The 17893-nt window shown below is 37.5% G+C and carries 19 protein-coding genes; 5 read left to right on the top strand and 14 right to left on the bottom strand.

Annotated features, from left to right (window positions below; translation table 11 throughout):
• Positions 1-11 precede the first annotated feature (11 nt).
• The gene (locus ACAN53_RS01950) at positions 12-845 is read right to left on the bottom strand and encodes a metal ABC transporter permease (RefSeq protein WP_379966235.1); all 834 of its coding nucleotides are present in this window, start codon (positions 843-845) and stop codon (positions 12-14) included.
• Positions 842-1630 carry a metal ABC transporter ATP-binding protein gene (locus tag ACAN53_RS01945; RefSeq protein ID WP_379966232.1) on the bottom strand — a complete coding sequence of 263 codons (789 nt, stop codon included), beginning with the start codon at positions 1628-1630 and terminating at the stop codon, positions 842-844. Before ACAN53_RS01945 ends, ACAN53_RS01950 begins: the two co-directional genes overlap by 4 nt.
• Positions 1631-1815: 185 nt before the next feature.
• On the opposite strand from ACAN53_RS01945, the gene ACAN53_RS01940 reads away from it, so the two are divergent.
• Positions 1816-2073, top strand: a complete 258-nt coding sequence (locus ACAN53_RS01940) for a DUF2624 domain-containing protein (protein WP_379966229.1) — start codon at positions 1816-1818, stop codon at positions 2071-2073.
• 21 nt (positions 2074-2094) lie between these two features.
• On the opposite strand, the gene ACAN53_RS01935 is transcribed toward ACAN53_RS01940, so the two are convergent.
• Both ACAN53_RS01935 and ACAN53_RS01930 read right to left on the bottom strand, forming a co-directional pair.
• Entirely contained in the window at positions 2095-2994 is a 900-nt protein-coding gene (locus ACAN53_RS01935) for a deoxyribonuclease IV (RefSeq protein WP_379966226.1), read from the bottom strand.
• A 95-nt stretch (positions 2995-3089) separates the two neighbouring features.
• Positions 3090-4391 carry a DEAD/DEAH box helicase gene (locus ACAN53_RS01930; protein WP_379966223.1) on the bottom strand — a complete coding sequence of 434 codons (1302 nt, stop codon included), beginning with the start codon at positions 4389-4391 and terminating at the stop codon, positions 3090-3092.
• A gap of 160 nt (positions 4392-4551) precedes the next feature.
• Here ACAN53_RS01930 and vrrA point away from each other — a divergent pair, with 160 nt between their 5' ends.
• Positions 4552-5205 (top strand): VrrA/YqfQ family protein, encoded by a 654-nt coding sequence (vrrA, locus tag ACAN53_RS01925; protein ID WP_379966220.1) that lies wholly within the window; start codon positions 4552-4554, stop codon positions 5203-5205.
• 155 nt (positions 5206-5360) lie between these two features.
• Positions 5361-6305 (top strand): 4-hydroxy-3-methylbut-2-enyl diphosphate reductase, encoded by a 945-nt coding sequence (locus ACAN53_RS01920; protein WP_379966217.1) that lies wholly within the window; start codon positions 5361-5363, stop codon positions 6303-6305.
• A 67-nt stretch (positions 6306-6372) separates the two neighbouring features.
• Here the strand turns inward: ACAN53_RS01920 and ACAN53_RS01915 are convergent, their stop codons facing one another.
• From ACAN53_RS01915 to ACAN53_RS01870, 10 genes are all read right to left on the bottom strand, one after another.
• Positions 6373-7494, bottom strand: a complete 1122-nt coding sequence (locus ACAN53_RS01915; protein WP_379966214.1) for a Nif3-like dinuclear metal center hexameric protein — start codon at positions 7492-7494, stop codon at positions 6373-6375.
• The gene (locus ACAN53_RS01910; protein ID WP_379966211.1) at positions 7491-8198 is read right to left on the bottom strand and encodes a tRNA (adenine(22)-N(1))-methyltransferase; all 708 of its coding nucleotides are present in this window, start codon (positions 8196-8198) and stop codon (positions 7491-7493) included. The genes ACAN53_RS01915 and ACAN53_RS01910 overlap by 4 nt, the downstream gene beginning before the upstream one ends.
• Positions 8199-8368: 170 nt before the next feature.
• Positions 8369-8725 carry a cytochrome c550 gene (gene cccA, locus ACAN53_RS01905; protein ID WP_379966208.1) on the bottom strand — a complete coding sequence of 119 codons (357 nt, stop codon included), beginning with the start codon at positions 8723-8725 and terminating at the stop codon, positions 8369-8371.
• Between the two features lie 344 nt (positions 8726-9069).
• Positions 9070-10188 carry an RNA polymerase sigma factor RpoD gene (gene rpoD, locus ACAN53_RS01900; protein WP_379966205.1) on the bottom strand — a complete coding sequence of 373 codons (1119 nt, stop codon included), beginning with the start codon at positions 10186-10188 and terminating at the stop codon, positions 9070-9072.
• A gap of 59 nt (positions 10189-10247) precedes the next feature.
• Complete coding sequence (dnaG, locus tag ACAN53_RS01895; RefSeq protein WP_379966202.1) at positions 10248-12026, bottom strand: DNA primase; 1779 nt, start codon at positions 12024-12026, stop codon at positions 10248-10250.
• A 129-nt stretch (positions 12027-12155) separates the two neighbouring features.
• A complete protein-coding gene (locus ACAN53_RS01890; protein ID WP_379966199.1) occupies positions 12156-12341 on the bottom strand; it encodes a PIN domain-containing protein in 186 nt (61 codons plus the stop codon).
• A 360-nt stretch (positions 12342-12701) separates the two neighbouring features.
• Positions 12702-13511 (bottom strand): pyruvate, water dikinase regulatory protein, encoded by an 810-nt coding sequence (locus tag ACAN53_RS01885; protein ID WP_379966196.1) that lies wholly within the window; start codon positions 13509-13511, stop codon positions 12702-12704.
• Positions 13512-13537: 26 nt separating this feature from the next.
• The gene (locus ACAN53_RS01880) at positions 13538-14167 is read right to left on the bottom strand and encodes a helix-turn-helix transcriptional regulator (protein ID WP_379966193.1); all 630 of its coding nucleotides are present in this window, start codon (positions 14165-14167) and stop codon (positions 13538-13540) included.
• 255 nt (positions 14168-14422) lie between these two features.
• Positions 14423-15172 (bottom strand): DNA repair protein RecO, encoded by a 750-nt coding sequence (gene recO / locus ACAN53_RS01875; RefSeq protein ID WP_379966190.1) that lies wholly within the window; start codon positions 15170-15172, stop codon positions 14423-14425.
• 33 nt (positions 15173-15205) lie between these two features.
• Positions 15206-15349, bottom strand: a complete 144-nt coding sequence (locus ACAN53_RS01870; protein ID WP_379966187.1) for a YqzL family protein — start codon at positions 15347-15349, stop codon at positions 15206-15208.
• A 305-nt stretch (positions 15350-15654) separates the two neighbouring features.
• On the opposite strand from ACAN53_RS01870, the gene ACAN53_RS01865 reads away from it, so the two are divergent.
• Together ACAN53_RS01865 and ACAN53_RS01860 are read left to right on the top strand one after the other, a co-directional pair.
• Entirely contained in the window at positions 15655-15978 is a 324-nt protein-coding gene (locus tag ACAN53_RS01865; RefSeq protein WP_379966184.1) for an ArsR/SmtB family transcription factor, read from the top strand.
• Between the two features lie 67 nt (positions 15979-16045).
• Positions 16046-17794, top strand: a complete 1749-nt coding sequence (locus ACAN53_RS01860; RefSeq protein ID WP_379966181.1) for a SulP family inorganic anion transporter — start codon at positions 16046-16048, stop codon at positions 17792-17794.
• Positions 17795-17893 lie beyond the last annotated feature (99 nt).

Here is a 17893-nt window from a genome sequence, read left to right as displayed (position 1 = left end):
TATCCCCTACTTTACGCGGTTTTTTGCTTTTTCCAAACAATAGCTCCTATCAAAATTATAACGGCAATCATAACAATCGTTCCACCTGGAGCTAGGTTAAGTTGATATGATGTGATTAATCCACCTATTACTGAAATTTCTCCAAATAAAATAGAGAAAAAAATAGTCTGTTTAAATCCTTTGGCAATCCGAATACTTGCTGCTACAGGAATCGTCATTAACGAAGAAACAAGTAAAATTCCGACTACTCGCATTGAAGATGCAATTACCAGTGCAACAAGAATGATGAAAATAAACTGAATCCATTTCGAACGCAAGCCTGTTGCTATAGCATATTCCTCATCAAAAGAAAGCAAAAATAGTTCCTTGAATAAAGAAATGATAACTACAATCACAAGTAAAGTAACAAACACAATTGCTAATAAATCGCTGTTACTTACAGCACTTACACTGCCAAATAAATAATTAAATAAATCGGTATTAAACCCGTTCGCAAGAGAAATAAAAATTACACTGAGTCCAATTCCACTCGATAAAATAATCGGTATCGCCAGCTCTTGATAGTGCTTATACACACCACGTAGTTTTTCAATCAACATAGCACCGCCTATAGAAAAAGCCATCCCCATATATAAAGGATTAATAAATCCACCAGTAAATATGGTTTTTTCTACAAGTAAGCTTGCTGCAATCCCGGCCAGTGTGACATGACTTAGTGCATCAGCAATGAGCGATAATCTACGGATTACAACAAACACTCCCAGTAAAGGGGCTGCCAAACCTATTAATAATCCTGCAAAAAGTGAATTTCGCAAAAAATCATACTGTAAAAAGTCCTGAATCATCGTATCCCTCCATGTTCATGTTCATGATTGTGTTCCAGCATTTGAACATGATGGCCATAGAAAAACGATAAATCCTTGTCTTTTCGTTCGTTAAATGCATCCGTTTCACCATGAAAGTATAGAAATTTATTCAAACAAGCAACATGTGATACTTTATCGGTTATCGTCCCAATGTCATGTGTAACGAGTAATAAAGTAATACCGTGCTTCAAATGTAATGTGTCTAATAGCTCGTAGAAGCTTTGTACATTACTTGCATCTACCCCAACCGTTGGCTCATCTAAAATAAGCAAATCAGGAGAACTAACGAGCGCACGAGCAATAAAAACACGTTGCTGCTGTCCGCCAGACAATTCTCCTATATTTGCATGGATATAGTCTAACAGGCCAACATCTTCAATTGCGTTACGTACAAGCTTTTTATCTTCCTTCGTTAAAAAACGGAAATATCCTACCTTTGAAACTAATCCCATTGCCACAACTTCAAACACTGATGCCGGAAAACCCGAATTGAAGCTATTCGCTTTTTGCGATACATATCCAATTCGATTCCACTCTTTAAATTTACGAATATCGGTTCCAAAGAGACGAATATTGCCTTCCTTTGGCCTAAGAATTCCAAGAATACATTTTAATAGGGTTGATTTTCCTGATCCATTAGGTCCCACTAACCCAACAAACGCTCCTTTTGGGATACTAAAGTGAACATCCTCTAACACATTTCGGTCTTCGTACCGAAATGATACATGATCTATATCAATTACGTTTTCCGTACCAATTTCCATTCCATTTCACCTTTTTTCGAAATGATTACGATTTGTCTCTTTGTGAATTATAGTATGTTTTGCAAAGATTGTAAACCGCTATGCTTGTATAGAAATCTCAATAAGAACGTGCATAAACGATGGAATAAATCCAAGCTTCTCTAACATATACTTTCTGTAAAAATGGAGAGGGTGAGGGATTTCTCTTGAATATTATTCAACAATTCGTGAATAAAAAATTAAATGGCATTACGGCCGAGGAGCTAATGAAGTATAGCAAAGAGTATGATATTGCAATCACGGTTAAGCAGTGTCAGCAAGTTTCCACCCTCATGAAAGGGCAAAATATTAATATTTATGATGCTTCTGAACGCATACAGCTTCTTAAAAAAATTGCAGACGTAACGTCGATCAAAACAGCACAGCAGGTAAATACCTTACTTCAAAATCTAGTCAAACAATAAGGAGAGGAATCATCCCCTCCCTTATTGTTGCATTACTTTTTCTTGTAATTCAGGATCGAATTTTTTGCTAAGAAGCATTTCAATTTCATATTTATAAGGCGCCTTTTTATTTAGTTTATCTTCTCCTACATAAGGTGTTTCTAGAATTTTCGGAACAACCTCTAGCTGTGGATGATGAACAATATAGCTTAAAGCATCAAATCCAATTTTCCCAAACCCAATATTTTCATGACGATCTTTATGCGTACCTCGTTCATTTTTGCTATCATTAATATGAAGTACCTTTAACCGATCCATCCCAATTATTTTGTCGAATTGTTCTAGAACCCCGTCAAAATCACTGATAACATCATAACCAGCATCGTGTGTATGGCATGTATCAAAGCACACAGATAGCTTTTCGTTATGGGTAACACCTGAAATAATTTGAGCAAGCTCTTCGAACGTTCGCCCGCATTCGGATCCTTTTCCTGCCATTGTTTCTAAGGCAATCTGCACATTTTGATGTGGTGTAATGACTTCATTCAAACCTTCAATAATCTTTGCAATTCCTGCCTCTGAACCTGCCCCAACATGGGCGCCTGGATGTAGTACGATTTGCTTAGCAAACCCCAGCGCTTCACTTCGTTCAATTTCTAAACGTAAGAAATCAACGCCAAGCTTAAACGTCGCAGGATTTTGGGTATTTCCAATATTAATAATATAAGGGGCATGTACGACGATTTCATCGATTCCATGCTCTTTCATATGTAGCTGGCCCGCCTCAATATTTAACTCTTCAATTGGCTTTCTTCTTGTATTTTGAGGAGCTCCCGTATAAATCATAAATGTAGTAGCGCCGTAAGAAATCGCTTCTTCACTTGACCCAAGCAACATTTTTTTACCATTCATTGAAACATGAGAACCTATTTTCATAACCATCACCTCTTAGTTTTTGCCATTTTCATCTTACTATACTGCTTAAGCACTAGACAAATAAAAAGGAGCCGTATATGCCCCTTTTTAGAAATGAAACCTTACTTCGATCTTTTTTGAAATTTTTTCTTCACTTTATCTCGTTCTACAGCAAGCTTTTTTTTATATCCTGGTTTTATCTTTGTTGGTTTTTTTATCACTTTTTTCGTCATATTATCCAAAGATGATCCTGGTTTTTTTCGATTAAGTCTCTTCTTTCGAGGAGGAAGCTCAATCCATTCACCGGCCTTTAAATCAATATGTTCGAAGGATATATTACGTTTTTCTAATTTAATGATTGCATCTTCATCAGAAAGATCATACATCGTGATTGCAATACCCGATTGACCCGCACGTGCCGTTCTACCCACGCGATGAATGTAAAAATCAAGGTCTGAGGGTAATTCATAATTAATAACATGACTAATACCTTTAATATCAATTCCGCGCGCTGCTAAATCGGTAGCAACGATATATTGATAGTCTAAGTCATGAATTTGTTTCATCATTTTCTTTCGCTCACGCGGCGTTAAATCACCGTGAACACGGCCCACTTTTAATCCACGTTCAGCGAGCCCATCCGCAATTTCTTCAGCATTTTTTTTCGTATTCGTAAACACGATAGCCAAATAAGGACGTGATTGCAATAAAATTTCCGATAATAACGTGATTTTATTTCGATGACGAATCGGCATCAGATTATGCACTATATTTTCCGCCGCAATTTGCTTCGGATTCACTTGTACATACTCTGGATGCTCCATATACTTTTTCATGAAAGGTTTTAGTTTTTCTGGAATCGTCGCTGAAAAGACAAGCATCTGTAGTTGCTTAGTCATTTTTGATGCGATTTTATCCACATCCTGAATAAAGCCCATATCAAGCATAATATCTGCTTCATCAATTACAAGCGTATTGGCAGTATGAATATGCAGTGCTTGTTCCTGAACTAAGTCATAAATACGACCAGGGGTCCCTACAACAATACTAGGCTGTTTTTTTAATTTCTGAATCGCACGTTTTTTATCCGTGCCTCCTACGAAACAACGGGTGTCTATCTCTTGTTGTGAAAACTTTGTTAATCGCAGAACCTCTTCATAAATCTGCTGAGCTAATTCTCGTGTTGGAGCCGTGATAACGAGCTGTACTCCCTCATAGTTTGCATTCATATTATCCAAGCATGGAAGCAAATAAGCATGTGTTTTTCCCGATCCAGTTTGAGATTGTCCGATTACACTTAATCTCTTTTTGACAATAGGAAAAACCTTCTGTTGTATTTCAGTAGGCTCTTTAAACCCTAGCTCTTCTACCGCCTGTATGAGAAATGGTTGAAAATTGAACTGCTCGAATGTTACAGTTGTCATTCGTCCACCTTCTTTCTATTCGTTCAAAAGTAAGTCAAGTAATCATTATATCTGATTATTGCTTATAAATCCATCCCTAGTTTGCTTTTCAATCCAATACTAACCAATTCTACCTTAGAGCATACAGTAGTGTATACACCTATACGAAAGGAGAATTCTTATGACTCAGCGACAAATGCCATCCCCATCTGTCCAATACCCTTATCCCTATCAACCAATGGGAATGCCGCCTTTACAAATGCCACAACAAAAACAAGGATTTCTTTCCAAATTATTAGGGCAAAAGAATCGTGCACCGTATCCTTTTGAGAATCAGACCCGTTTTCCTCAAGAAATGGGAACAAATTATCCGCAAACATTTCAGGCCTATCCGCCGCAACGAAACGAACAAATGAGAAACCCGTATGATAATTCCGTAAGAATGAACAGTCCCATAGCATCACCTACTACTGCAGCCGCAACCGTCACCTCAAAAGGGGGTGTTGGCACATTCTTTTCTAATTTGATTGCCGATCCATCTTCTATGATAGGAAACGTAGAAAAGGTTGTAAAGGTGGCGCAAACCGTGGGACCAGTCGTTCAACAATATAGCCCTCTAATAAAAAATTTCCCGAATATAACAAAACTATTATCCTCATTGCAAAAAAAAGAGGATAATACTTCATCCTTACCTGCCGAAAAGGAACAAGAAGCTACTGAAAGTAAAACGAAACCAACTACCAAGACAAGATCTCGGCATATCGTAGCTAAAAAAGAGGAACTTCCGCTTGTGGAACCGCATATCAAAGGCACTAAGCCAAAATTATACGTCTAGCTTTCAATCTTTTTGTCTTCTGTCCTCTCCTCCCTTATAATAAAAAGTGTACACGCAGCATATAGCATATTTGCCAACCCTTTACTATAAATGTCTTACTAGCATTATGTCAGCTTAGCTTTACAATATGTCCTTGTATAAAGGAGAGGAAGAATTTGAAAATTATTAAAATTGCCCCTCGTGGATACTGCTACGGGGTAGTTGATGCAATGGTTATAGCACGCAATGCAGCACTTGATAAAACATTACCTAGACCAATTTACATTTTAGGTATGATTGTACACAATAAACATGTTACAGACGCATTTACAGAAGAAGGTATTATTACAGTAGATGGTCCAAATCGTTTGGAAATACTAGACAAGATTCATTCAGGAACCGTCATTTTTACCGCTCATGGGGTTTCTCCTGAAGTAAAAAAACGAGCAATCGAAAAGGGACTCACTACAATAGATGCTACATGCCCAGATGTAACGAAAACGCATGATTTAATTGTTGCAAAGAAAGAAGAAGGATACCATGTTATTTATATTGGGAAAAAAGGGCATCCAGAGCCAGAGGGCGCTATTGGAATAGCACCAGATATTGTTCATTTAATTAGCAAGGAAGAAGATATCACAGACCTTACTATTCCAACCGAAAAGATATTAGTAACCAATCAAACCACGATGAGTCAATGGGATGTATTGCATATCATTGAAAAAATAAAAGAGCGCTTTCCAACCGCTGAGGTGCATAAAGAAATTTGCCTAGCAACGCAAGTACGCCAAGAGGCAGTTGCTAAGCAAGCCGGAGAAGCGGATGTCACGATTGTTGTGGGAGATCCAAAAAGCAACAATTCCAATCGTCTTGCACAAGTATCCAAAGAAATTGCACATACAAACGCCTATCGCGTTGCAGATGTGAGTGAAATACAATTAGAATGGCTAGAAGGGGTCCATACCGTTGCAATAACCGCAGGTGCTTCTACACCTACTCCTATTACAAAAGAAGTCATCGCCTTTTTTGAACAATATGATCCTGCAAATCCCGCTACTTGGGAACGAAAAAGAAACGTGCCACTGAATAAAATATTACCTAAAGTAAAACAAAAAGATTGAAATGAATAACTCATCAACCTGAAAGAAACAAGAAACCATCCCTTAGATATAAGGATGGTTTCTTGTTTCATATGAATACAAATGGATCCGTATGTATCGTAGACGAATGAATAGTTACGTTGTAGTTCTTATTATTTAATTCCCTTTGCAATCGTTTTTGTACGCCTTTTTTCATAACCTTTTCCACATTATGTCCTGGGTCAATGACGTTTAATCCGTATGTCAGCGCATCATGTGCAACATGATAATACAAATCTCCAGTTATGTACACATCAGCTCCGCGAAACTTTGCCTGTTTCCAATATTTATTCCCGTCTCCTCCAAGTACCGCTACTTTTCGAACACGATCCTGCAACTTTCCAACCACGCGAACCACCGGAACTTCTAAGCATTCTTTCACATAGTTTGCAAATTGTTCTACAGTCATTTCGTTTTGCAGTACACCTATTCTACCTAATCCTAACCTATTGGGCTTATTATCTAATGAATATATATCATAAGCAACTTCTTCATACGGATGCGCTTCTAACATCGATTTTACAACTTGTCTTTGTAAGGAGGCAGGAAATACCGTTTCAATTCGAACCTCTTCTACTTTTGTAAGTTCTCCTTGCTTTCCGATGAACGGATTAGTTCCTTCCATCGGTAAAAATGCCCCTGTCCCCAAACCTGTAAAGGAACAATGACTATACTTTCCAATAGAACCTGCTCCGCTATCCCCCAATGCCTTTCGCATGGTCACTTCATGAGTTACAGGTACAAATACAACCAGTTTCTTCAACTTATCCTCATAGGTCGGAACGAGAACCTCTGTGTGCTGAAGTTGTAGCGCATCTGCTAATAAATCATTGACTCCACCAGGTGCGACATCTAAATTTGTATGTGCAGCATATATTGCAATATTATGGTGCAAACATAAATCGATAATTCTTCCTTGACTTGTGTCTGTTAGAATTTGCTTTAATGGATAATAAATAAATGGATGATGTGCAATAATTAATGTACATTGTTTTTCAATTGCTTCCTGTACTACCTCCTCTGTCACATCAAGAGCAACTAAAACATGCTCAGCAGGAGCAGAAAGAGAACCTAGCTGCAATCCTATTTTGTCACCCTCCATAGCAAGTGATTTCGGATAAAAGTGTTCAAACAAAGCAATCACTTCGTGCCCATTCGGAATTTTACTCATGCCAATCCCTCTTCTATCAATTGAATTTTACGTACTATTTCTGAACGCTTTTGTATCATTTCTTCACTTGGATTTGCAGATTGTAATTGAAGCAAAATTCGGCGTAAATTATGCAATTCAAAATTCCACTTGTCGCGAAACGTGTCTGATCCTTCCCGTATCAAATGCGGTCCAAGTAATAATCCTGCTTCTTTATGCGCAAGATATGGTTTACGTCCATCACCATGCTCAGCAACAAGAACTTCATAAAATTTCCCATCTTCTTCAATTATCGTTTCATGTATAAGCTCCCATCCATGCTCCATAAGCCATGTTCGAACGATATTTGCACCAATGTTTGGCTGTAAGATCAGTCTTGCCACTCCATCTAGCTTATCTTTACCGCGTTCTAAAATATCACGAATTAGACCGCCCCCCATACCCGCAATTGAAATAACATCCGTTTCTCCTTTTTGTAGAACGTCTAGTCCATTCCCCTTACGAACTGAAATTTGGGCTTGTAAGCCGCAAAGCTGAACCGTAGCTTGTGCCGAACGAAATGGTCCTTCTACCACTTCTCCAGCTATAGCACGGGAAATAAGGCCTTGTAAAATGGCGTAGCAAGGTAAATATGCATGATCAGAGCCAATATCGGCTAAAACAGATTGCGGCGGTATTTCCTTTGCTACCGCTTCCAATCGTTTTGATAACTTTCCTTCATTCATTTTGTATACCACAATCCTTTTTCTTTAGTATGCCTTCATCATAAGAATTAATTGGTTTTGATGCAAGTAAATTAGTATGTTTGCACTTATTCCACTTCTAAACGAGCGAAGGCCCTTTACGATTTTATAAAGGGCTAACAGGTTATTTTGGGGTTTTTCCTCTTTTTACATTATTTTTTTCCTTCTAAATATGCAGCTACCTTAGCTGCAACGTCGCTAGTTACTAATCCCGCTGGCATATTTCCTCTTCCGTTCATTAGTATTGCTTTTATTTCATCTTGCGAATATTTGCTTCCGATTTTCTGCAAATTCGGTCCTACCGATCCTTCCAAATTTGCCCCATGACAACTGGTACATGTTTGCTTCACGATTTCTTCTGGATTAGCAGCAGCCTGAGGCGCAGCCCCCCCTGTTTGTGCAGCCGTCAATTCTTTCTCTTGTTTGATTCCTTGAAAGGAGAAAATAAGCATTAAAGCGATTCCAATAATGGCAAGAAACGCATACGGAAGTAACGGATTTCCTTTCATTTCTCAAATCCCCCAATTCCTCAATTAGATTGTACACATCTACTTTACTCGAAAGTATATTACCTTTAAAAAGAATTTATGATAATATATGGGAATGAAAAGGCTGATTTCTAACATGATTATCCTATTATTACGATAAAAATCTAGTTAAATCTTGGTAATCCGTCATCGTATGTAATAAACGCTGTAAATTCGGCAAGAATTCACTCGAAAAATCACAACAGGAGCATTTGCAAATCGATAAACAATTCTGTAAAATAAATTACAAGAATTGTAATCACCCTACAAGCTGACAAAAGAAAAAAGCTTACTTCACAGCTAAGAAGTAAACTTTCAAGAGGAATCTATTCTAAGAAATCTTTTAGACGCTTACTACGACTCGGATGTCTTAGCTTGCGTAATGCTTTTGCTTCTATTTGACGAATCCGTTCTCTCGTAACACCAAACACTTTACCAACCTCTTCTAATGTACGAGTACGACCATCGTCAAGGCCAAAGCGTAAACGAAGAACATTTTCTTCACGATCCGTTAATGTGTCTAATACATCTTCAAGCTGTTCTTTTAACAATTCATAGGCCGCATGATCGGCGGGAGATGTTGCTTCTTGGTCTTCAATAAAATCTCCAAGATGAGAATCATCTTCTTCACCAATTGGCGTTTCTAGTGAAACTGGCTCTTGTGCTATCTTTAATATTTCGCGAACCTTTTCAGGTGCAAGATCCATTTCTTCACCAATTTCTTCAGGAGAAGGCTCACGTCCTAAATCTTGAAGTAATTGTCGTTGCACACGAATTAATTTATTAATCGTTTCAACCATATGAACGGGAATACGTATTGTGCGGGCTTGGTCAGCTATTGCGCGTGTAATAGCTTGACGAATCCACCAAGTAGCATAAGTACTAAATTTATAGCCTTTACGATAATCGAATTTTTCAACCGCTTTGATCAGACCCATGTTTCCTTCTTGAATTAAGTCAAGAAATAACATGCCACGTCCTACATAACGTTTTGCAATACTAACGACAAGGCGCAAGTTTGCTTCAGCTAGTCGACGTTTTGCTTCTTCGTTACCTTGTTCAATTCGTTTTGCTAATTCAATTTCCTGCTGAGCAGAAAGCAAATCAACACGACCTATTTCCTTTAGGTACATACGAACGGGGTCATTTATTTTAACACCTGGTGGAACGCTTAAATCATTCAAGTCGAATTCTTCTTCTTTTGCAAGTTGGTGACTATTGGGATCTTCATCAGAATCACCAATTAATTCAATTGCTTGTTCACCTAGAAATTCGTAGAATTCGTCCATCTGTTCTGATTCCATGTCAAACCCGCTCATGCGCTCAGCGATTTCTTCGTAGGTAAGAACACCACGTTTTTTACCGAGCTCCGTTAATTGCTCTTTTACTTGATCAAGAGTGACATCACTTTCAATTTCTTTAGAACGAGCTGATTTGTCAGCCATTTGTTCCCCTCCTTACACGAGATACAAAAATTGATTATAATTGATTCTTATTGAAAAAGCTATTTTCTTGCTTTATGTTGTTTAATTATATTTTCTTGAGCAAATACGGCGGCAGCTTTAGGATCTACCTTTTCTAACTTTCGAAGTTCAAAGATGTTCCGCATTTGATCTAGTTTTTCTTTATGCTTTTGTAACGACTTTATATCTCCATCGAACAACTCAAGAGAGTATGTTGGATTAATGAACACATCTACCGAAATATCAGCCACGATATTTTTTAAATCACTCTGTGATAACCAATCCATAAATTTACTAATATTCGGTTCATTTCCTTTTTCATAATATGCATATACCTCGTATAAAATCCCTTTATGTTCTTCTGTATGAAAATAATGAACGAAGTCTTGAAGCCGCTGAGCAACTTCCCTACTTTGCAAGGCATGATATAATAATTCTCTTTCAGACCTTTCATACCCTGCTAATTTCGTTTTTATACCTATATTTTGCTTTTGTTCCGGTATAGTACGAGTTGGTTGTTGTTGATTCTGATACTTTCGCAATTCACTACGTAAATCTTCCATTTCGTATGGAAATTCTTTCGTCAGCGTCTGCAAGTAAGGCTGAGCTTGTACAAATGTTGTAAGCCTTGCAAGTTCTTTCACAACAGCCTGTACATAAGCCCCTTGTTCTTCTGGGTCTTGCAAATTCTTTCCTAGGCGAAGGTAATACAGTTTAAAATCAACAAATGGTATACTTTCTTCTATCAGATTTCGAAACGAATCTACTCCGTGCTTACGAACGAATTCATCTGGATCCATTTTATCTGGAACGATTACAACTCTAACCTGACAACCTGCATGAAGTAACAAATGTCCGGCTTTCACAGTTGCTTCTTGCCCAGCTTTATCTCCATCGTAGCATAGCACGACTGTATCAACATTTCTTCGAAGAATTCTTGCTTGTTCTTCTGTTATAGCTGTCCCCATTGTTGCTACAGCTTCCTCTAACCCGCAATGTACAGCTGCAATTACATCTGCATACCCTTCCATCAAAAGAACTCTTTGTGTTTTACGAATCATAGAACGAGCTTGATGGAAATGATATAGCGTATTACTTTTGTGAAAAATAGGAGTCTCTGGACTATTCATATACTTCGGAGAATCTTCTCCTAATGCTCGTCCGCTAAAAGCAATCGTTTTACCTTGCAAGCTGTAGATAGGAAACATAACACGGTTTCGAAAACGATCATAGTAACTACCGTCTTTCTCATTTTCCATAACTAATCCTGCTTGCACCATCTGTTCCATCGCAAACCCACGTTTTTGCAAAACTCGCGTTGCATGATCCCAAGCTACACCGGCATATCCAATCTCAAACTTTGTAATCATTTCTTTCGATATGCCTCTGTTAAGTAGATATTCTAATGCTGGTTTAGCATCTTGCGTATTCATGAGAAGATGATGATAATACTTTTTCAGAAGTTCATGAGCCTGTATCATTTCAGAATTGTGATCCGTCGTTTCTTCTGGTTCCGATACATACTCTGCTACTTGGATGCCTGATCTATTTCCAAGCTTCATAACCGCTTCGGTAAAGGAAATATTCTCTACCTTCATTACGAATGAAAGAGCATTTCCACCTTCCCCACACCCAAAGCAATGAAAGATTTGCTTGTCTGATGAAACTGAAAACGAAGGTGTATTTTCCCCATGGAAAGGGCATAAACCGAAGTAGTTGCGTCCTTGCTTCTTCAATTGAACATAATCGCCTATCACGTCAACGATGTCCACTGATTGTCGAATACGTTCCACAACGTCTTCGGGAATTCGATTTCCCATAGCAGCATCTCCGTGTCGTATTTTTTATTCGCTATAAGTTAAAGGATTCCTTCATGATTCGACAATATTTTTTCTAAACTAAGCAAAAATTGCTTATGATCTCTTTAGAAAAAGGTTTGGGACCTTTTTCTAAAGTTCCTCCTCTTCGCAATTTTGCAGAAACCTATCGATCATATTTCCTTCTTTAAAATATGGTTTGTGCGGATAGGAAGCTACAAAGTAAAGTTCTTCTCCATATTCATTCCCAACCTCAACAATTTCTTCCTTCACAGGGCATGAATCACTATCAATAAATATTCTTGTGATTTTTTGCATATTTCTCTATTCTACATTCCTTCTGTGAATCCTTCCATAGTCCTTGGGTAAATGGTAAGAATTTTGTCGAGTACACTTAGACAAGCAAATGCAGCCCGTATTTGCTACCAAGAAAAAGTTCTTCTCCAATACAAGCATTTTGCTATGGAAGCTATCCTTACATGCAAAACTTATAATCAACTTCCCCTCTGCATCAATACCAAGCACAAATCCTACCCATAGTTTATTCGTAACTAACAAAGTCTAAACGTAAAACATACGTTTTTATCACAATTTTTTATTATAATACAAAAATTCGTACTTAGCTACTACTTTATTTATTTTTAAAAAAAGCACATTTCCCTTTTGGGAAATGTGCCTTTAATAATCTTTTTGGTTTTGAATTTCATTTAAAATAACACTGGCGGACTCTTCAATAGCCCGGTTTGATACATCAATGACCGTACATCCAATTCTGTCTATGATTCGCTCAAAATGCTTGAATTCCTCATTAATACGGTTTAAATTCGCATAGTTTGCACCATCGCTAAGCCCTAACGATTTCAAACGTTCCTTTCGAATGTGATTGAGCTTTTCAGGATCAATCTTTAGCCCGAAGCACTTTTCCTTTGGAACTGAAAATAATTCTTCCGGTGGCTCAATTTCCGGTACAAGTGGAACATTAGCTACTTTTAATCGTTTGTGCGCTAAATATTGAGACAACGGAGTTTTAGAAGTACGGGATAACCCTATTAAAACAATATCAGCTTTCAAAATACCTCTTGGGTCTCTTCCATCATCATATTTAACAGCAAATTCAATTGCTTCTATCTTTTTGAAATAATCTTCATCAAGTGTACGAGCTAATCCTGGCTCATAACGAGGTATACCTCCCGTTATCGCTTGTATTTGATCGATTAACGGCCCAATAATATCATACACTTGTACGTGCTCTTTTGCTGCTTCCTCAATTAAATACTGTCTCATCTCAGGCTTTACTAAAGTAAAACAAATGATTGCGTGATTACTCTGTGCAATCGAAATGACCTCTCTTAACGTTCCTGTATCTTCAACATACGGAACACGGCGAATATCAGGTGTAAAAAGAAATTGTCCCATGGCAGCACGAACAACTAAATCGGCTGTTTCCCCTACAGAATCGGACACAATGTATACAATTTGATTGCTCATTTCATTCCCTCACTTTAACTAAACTGTTAAATCAATTCATTATTCACCAAATCTACAAATGCACGCGTAATATTCGTTTTCGTAATACGCCCCACAACTTCAAACCCTTCATCGGTATCTTTGACGATTGGCATTGAATCTATTTGCTTTTCTATTAATCGTTGTGCGACATCATACAAAGTATCTTCCTTTTTACACATCGTAATATTCGGCATTCTTGTCATAATGATATTAACAGGTAGGACAGTCAAATCTTGTTTGCCTAAACTAGCTCTTAATAAATCTTTACGGGACACTACACCTACTAACATCGCTTTTTGATTTACAATAAACAACGTTCCTACGTCTTCAAGAAACATTGTACATATCGCATCGTAGACCGAAACATTTGTATTTACCACAACTGGTCTGGACATATGTTTTCGAACGGTAAGCTTCTTCAAGGCTTCTGACAGCAGCTGTCCACCTGTCTTTCCTGTATAAAAATATCCTACGCGAGGACGAGCCTCTAAATAACCTGCCATCGTTAATATAGCAAGATCTGGTCTTAAGGTCGCTCTTGTTAAATTTAACTGTTCTGCAATTGCTTCTCCAGTTATTGGACCGTTGTCTTTTACAATTTGAACAATATGCTCTTGTCTTTTATTAATTTCCATGGTACTCACCACCTTTATGGACAGCAGCGTAAAAGAATTATTATGCTTTTCCTTACTATTATATACCAAACAAACTGCTCCAAAAAGAAATGACATATGTCAATATTAGAGCTATGTATAACTTCTTTATCATACATCGATTTATGATGCAAATACAATCTGCAAATACGTACATATATAAAGAGGATTGGTTTCTATAGGCAATAGAAATACCAATCCTGCATACTACAATTTTAACTATATCCTGTTCTTACTTTACTCCATTTTAAATTTATCTAATTGACTGATAAACCGTCGTGATTTTAAATAAATACCACAATATTCATCATAATAGGCTGTAATTGCTGCACGAATTTGTTGTTTTGTTTCGTCCTTCACTGAAACATTCCCTAGTCTATTTAAATCAAAATGATAAAATAAACGAATGAGTTTACTTGCTGCATCAGATAAAGGAAAATGATACGGATCATGGTCTGCATGCTCTTCACAAAGAAAACCGCCTTCTCGAACAGAGAAAGCGTAAAAAGGGCGCGTCTCATGACAAATAACACAAGTATCTATGACAGGATATAACCCAAGCACAGGAAGCATTTTCACTTCAAATATAAGTGCTAATACCTCTGAGTCAACTCCTTCATTCATGTAATGTAAGGTTTGATACATCAATTCAAATAAAAATGGGTTCGGTTGCTTTTCTTCCGTTGCTTTGTCCGTTAACTCCATAACGAAGGAAGCGTACGCTGTTAAAAAGATGTCCTCCCTTATTTCACGCATCGAAGAAATAATTTCCCCCTGTTGGAGCGTTCCTAAACCGGAACCGACCTGCAAGAGAAAATAACCATAAGTAAACGGCTGAGAAATAGAAGCAAGCCTACTTTTTGGTTTCTTTGCTCCGCGTGCCATTGCACTGACTTTTCCAAATTCACGTGTATAAAATGTTACAATTCTATTGGTTTCTCCGTAATCAATCGTACGTAATACAATTCCTTCTATTTTTTGAAACATATTCATCACCATCCAAGGTAAAGACGAATAAGGTCATGTAATAGGAGAATCAAAATCGGCAAGCTCATCATCCTGTTGAATTAGTACTTCTTGTCCTTCTTGTTCTAACTCTTTTATGAGAAGATACGTTTCTATGCTGCCCGTCTTGGTAAACACATTCCACGTAAAGTTCAACATAAGACTCCCCCTAGCAAATCCAATTTCAATTGTTATTAAATAAAATGACCCTATTCGCCCGTTTTCATGTGAGAGAAATTTTTCTAGTTTCTAATTCAAAATAATGATTTCAAATCGTACTTTTATCTTAGTAAGGATAAGAGTTCCTTCTTATTCTAACATCTTAACGATATGGATTTAAATATTTAACAGGATAAATGTAATTTTATCTTGAAATTTTAAAACGTCAGGCGTAATCTATACATATCAAGATATCTGAATATGTATAGTCATAATAAAGGGGAAACTTCGATGGGGGAGATACAATGAACACGAATATGCACCAATTTAAAGCCGAGTTTTTTAAAGCACTTGCGCACCCTTTACGCATTCGTATTCTAGAAATACTATCCGAAGGGGAAAAAAGTGTAAATGAAATTCAAACACTTGTGAACAGTGAAGGCTCCGCTGTTTCTCAGCAGCTAAGTGTACTTCGTGCAAAGAACATTGTTGTTGGAACAAAGAATGGAAAGCAAGTCATGTATTCATTACGAGATCCAATGATTACAGACTTATTAACTGTGGCGCGAGAAATTTTTAATAACCAACTGGTTTATACCATTTCGATGTTGGAGGATCTCGCAGAGTAACACCCTCCTTATTACAGGGGAAATAAGGAGATCATACGAAAATTAAAATAGAAAAGAAGGGTTTCATGTGAAGCTTCGATTCACAGGTAGATATGCAGGGTATTCCTTTCAAAAATTAAAACAAGACATTGTAGCTGGAATTATCGTGGGAATTATTGCAATTCCTCTTGGCATGTCCTTTGCCATCGCTTCTGGTGTAAAACCGGAATATGGCATTTACACAACGTGTATAGCCGGGATTCTCATTTCACTTTTAGGTGGCTCTCGATTTCAAATTGGCGGTCCAACCGGTGCATTTATTCCTGTTTTATTAGGAATTGTACTTACGTATGGCTATGAAAATTTATTAGTTGCTGGACTATTAGCAGGTATTCTCTTATGTGTAATGGGTCTTTTCAAATTAGGTTCACTTATTACATTTATACCACGTCCTGTTACAATTGGTTTTACATCTGGAATTGCAATCATCATTTTTGTAGGGCAAATCTCTAATTTTTTAGGCCTTGTCGGCATTCAAAAGCATGAATCATTTTTGGCAAACCTGGACGAAATTTTCATTCACCTAAATACAGTAAATCTATACAGCATTCTAACTGCAGCAATATGCCTACTCTTTATCCTACTTACACCAAAACTATTTCCAAAAATACCCGGACCATTAATTGGTTTACTTATCTCAAGTAGTATTGCAGGGATGTTCTTTTCAGGACATGTCCCGACAATAGGAACAGCTTTTGGAGAAATCCCAAACACTATCCCACATTTTCGTTTGCCAACAATTTCATGGGATAGCGTGCAAAAATTAATAGGACCTGCTTTTGTTATTGCCATGTTAGGAGGCATTGAATCTCTCCTATCTGCAGTAGTGGCCGATGGCATGACGAGTAGCAAACACAATAGCAATCGAGAATTAATTGGGCAAGGAATTGCAAACATTGTTACACCGCTATTCGGAGGTATTCCTGCCACCGGAGCAATTGCTAGAACAGCAACAAATATTAAAAATGGTGCTGCATCACCGTTGTCTGGCATTTTTCACGGTATATTTGTGATGATAACTTTACTTGTGCTAGCTCCCTATGCTTCTCATATTCCACTGGCAAGTATGGCGCCTATATTAATGATCGTTGCATGGAATATGAGTGAGCGCAGCCATTTTGCCCATATACTAAAAATGAAATCAGGAGACTCCCTTGTTTTACTCGTTACATTCCTTTTAACCATTTTTACGAGTCTAACAACAGCTGTAGAAATTGGTCTTATTCTAGCAGTGCTCTTGTTTGCAAAACAAATGAGTGAAATGATGACCATTACAAAGGTATTACCTGACCATAATAGCAAACAAGAAAAAGTAATGTCTCATGTTGTAATGGCTACGCATAATTGCCCACAAATTAGTATTTATACAATTGAAGGGCCATTATTTTTTGGTGCTGCACAGACATTCGAACAAACCATTATGGAAACCATCAATTTCAAACCAAATGTGTTGATTTTACGAATGGGGAAAGTACCCTTCATGGATTCGACAGGAGAAGCACATTTTAGAAATATGATTCATCACTTTAAAAACCATGGTGGTACCCTTTTTATTTCCGGTCTTACACCAAAGGTACAAGAAATGCTAAAGCAAAACGGCTTATACGAAGAAATTGGAGCGAAGCACTTCTTTGAACATACAGGAGAAGCCATTACTACTTCCCTTGGACATATTGACAAACATTCCTGCATCGGATGTAAGCATTTTGCCTTTCGCGAATGTTCACAGTTATCAGCAGATATCAAGCAAGAACATATACCAACCGTGAGCCATTAATTATGAAACAAAAGAGGCTGGGACAGAACTAAATTATCCCTATTTAAAGACGAATGATTTCAATTTAAAAAACCAATACAAATAAAAAACCCGAACTAT

This window comes from Ectobacillus soli (genome assembly GCF_042610425.1).
GTDB lineage: Bacteria > Bacillota > Bacilli > Bacillales > Bacillaceae_G > Ectobacillus.
The sequence above is the reverse complement of the archived record's forward strand: the minus strand, read 5'-3'. Positions and strand labels throughout refer to the sequence as shown.

What these genes read in the sequence shown, in the direction of transcription:
- ACAN53_RS01950 (WP_379966235.1), bottom strand. Translation starts at nt 845, where the DNA reads ATGATTCAGGACTTTTTACAGTATGATTTTTTGCGAAATTCACTTTTT.
- ACAN53_RS01945 (WP_379966232.1), bottom strand. Translation starts at nt 1,630, where the DNA reads ATGGAAATTGGTACGGAAAACGTAATTGATATAGATCATGTATCATTT.
- ACAN53_RS01935 (WP_379966226.1), bottom strand. Translation starts at nt 2,994, where the DNA reads ATGGTTATGAAAATAGGTTCTCATGTTTCAATGAATGGTAAAAAAATG.
- ACAN53_RS01930 (WP_379966223.1), bottom strand. Translation starts at nt 4,391, where the DNA reads ATGACAACTGTAACATTCGAGCAGTTCAATTTTCAACCATTTCTCATA.
- vrrA (WP_379966220.1), top strand. Translation starts at nt 4,552, where the DNA reads ATGACTCAGCGACAAATGCCATCCCCATCTGTCCAATACCCTTATCCC.
- ACAN53_RS01915 (WP_379966214.1), bottom strand. Translation starts at nt 7,494, where the DNA reads ATGAGTAAAATTCCGAATGGGCACGAAGTGATTGCTTTGTTTGAACAC.
- ACAN53_RS01910 (WP_379966211.1), bottom strand. Translation starts at nt 8,198, where the DNA reads ATGAATGAAGGAAAGTTATCAAAACGATTGGAAGCGGTAGCAAAGGAA.
- cccA (WP_379966208.1), bottom strand. Translation starts at nt 8,725, where the DNA reads ATGAAAGGAAATCCGTTACTTCCGTATGCGTTTCTTGCCATTATTGGA.
- rpoD (WP_379966205.1), bottom strand. Translation starts at nt 10,188, where the DNA reads ATGGCTGACAAATCAGCTCGTTCTAAAGAAATTGAAAGTGATGTCACT.
- dnaG (WP_379966202.1), bottom strand. Translation starts at nt 12,026, where the DNA reads ATGGGAAATCGAATTCCCGAAGACGTTGTGGAACGTATTCGACAATCA.
- ACAN53_RS01890 (WP_379966199.1), bottom strand. Translation starts at nt 12,341, where the DNA reads ATGCAAAAAATCACAAGAATATTTATTGATAGTGATTCATGCCCTGTG.
- ACAN53_RS01885 (WP_379966196.1), bottom strand. Translation starts at nt 13,511, where the DNA reads ATGAGCAATCAAATTGTATACATTGTGTCCGATTCTGTAGGGGAAACA.
- ACAN53_RS01880 (WP_379966193.1), bottom strand. Translation starts at nt 14,167, where the DNA reads ATGGAAATTAATAAAAGACAAGAGCATATTGTTCAAATTGTAAAAGAC.
- recO (WP_379966190.1), bottom strand. Translation starts at nt 15,172, where the DNA reads ATGTTTCAAAAAATAGAAGGAATTGTATTACGTACGATTGATTACGGA.
- ACAN53_RS01870 (WP_379966187.1), bottom strand. Translation starts at nt 15,349, where the DNA reads ATGTTGAACTTTACGTGGAATGTGTTTACCAAGACGGGCAGCATAGAA.
- ACAN53_RS01865 (WP_379966184.1), top strand. Translation starts at nt 15,655, where the DNA reads ATGAACACGAATATGCACCAATTTAAAGCCGAGTTTTTTAAAGCACTT.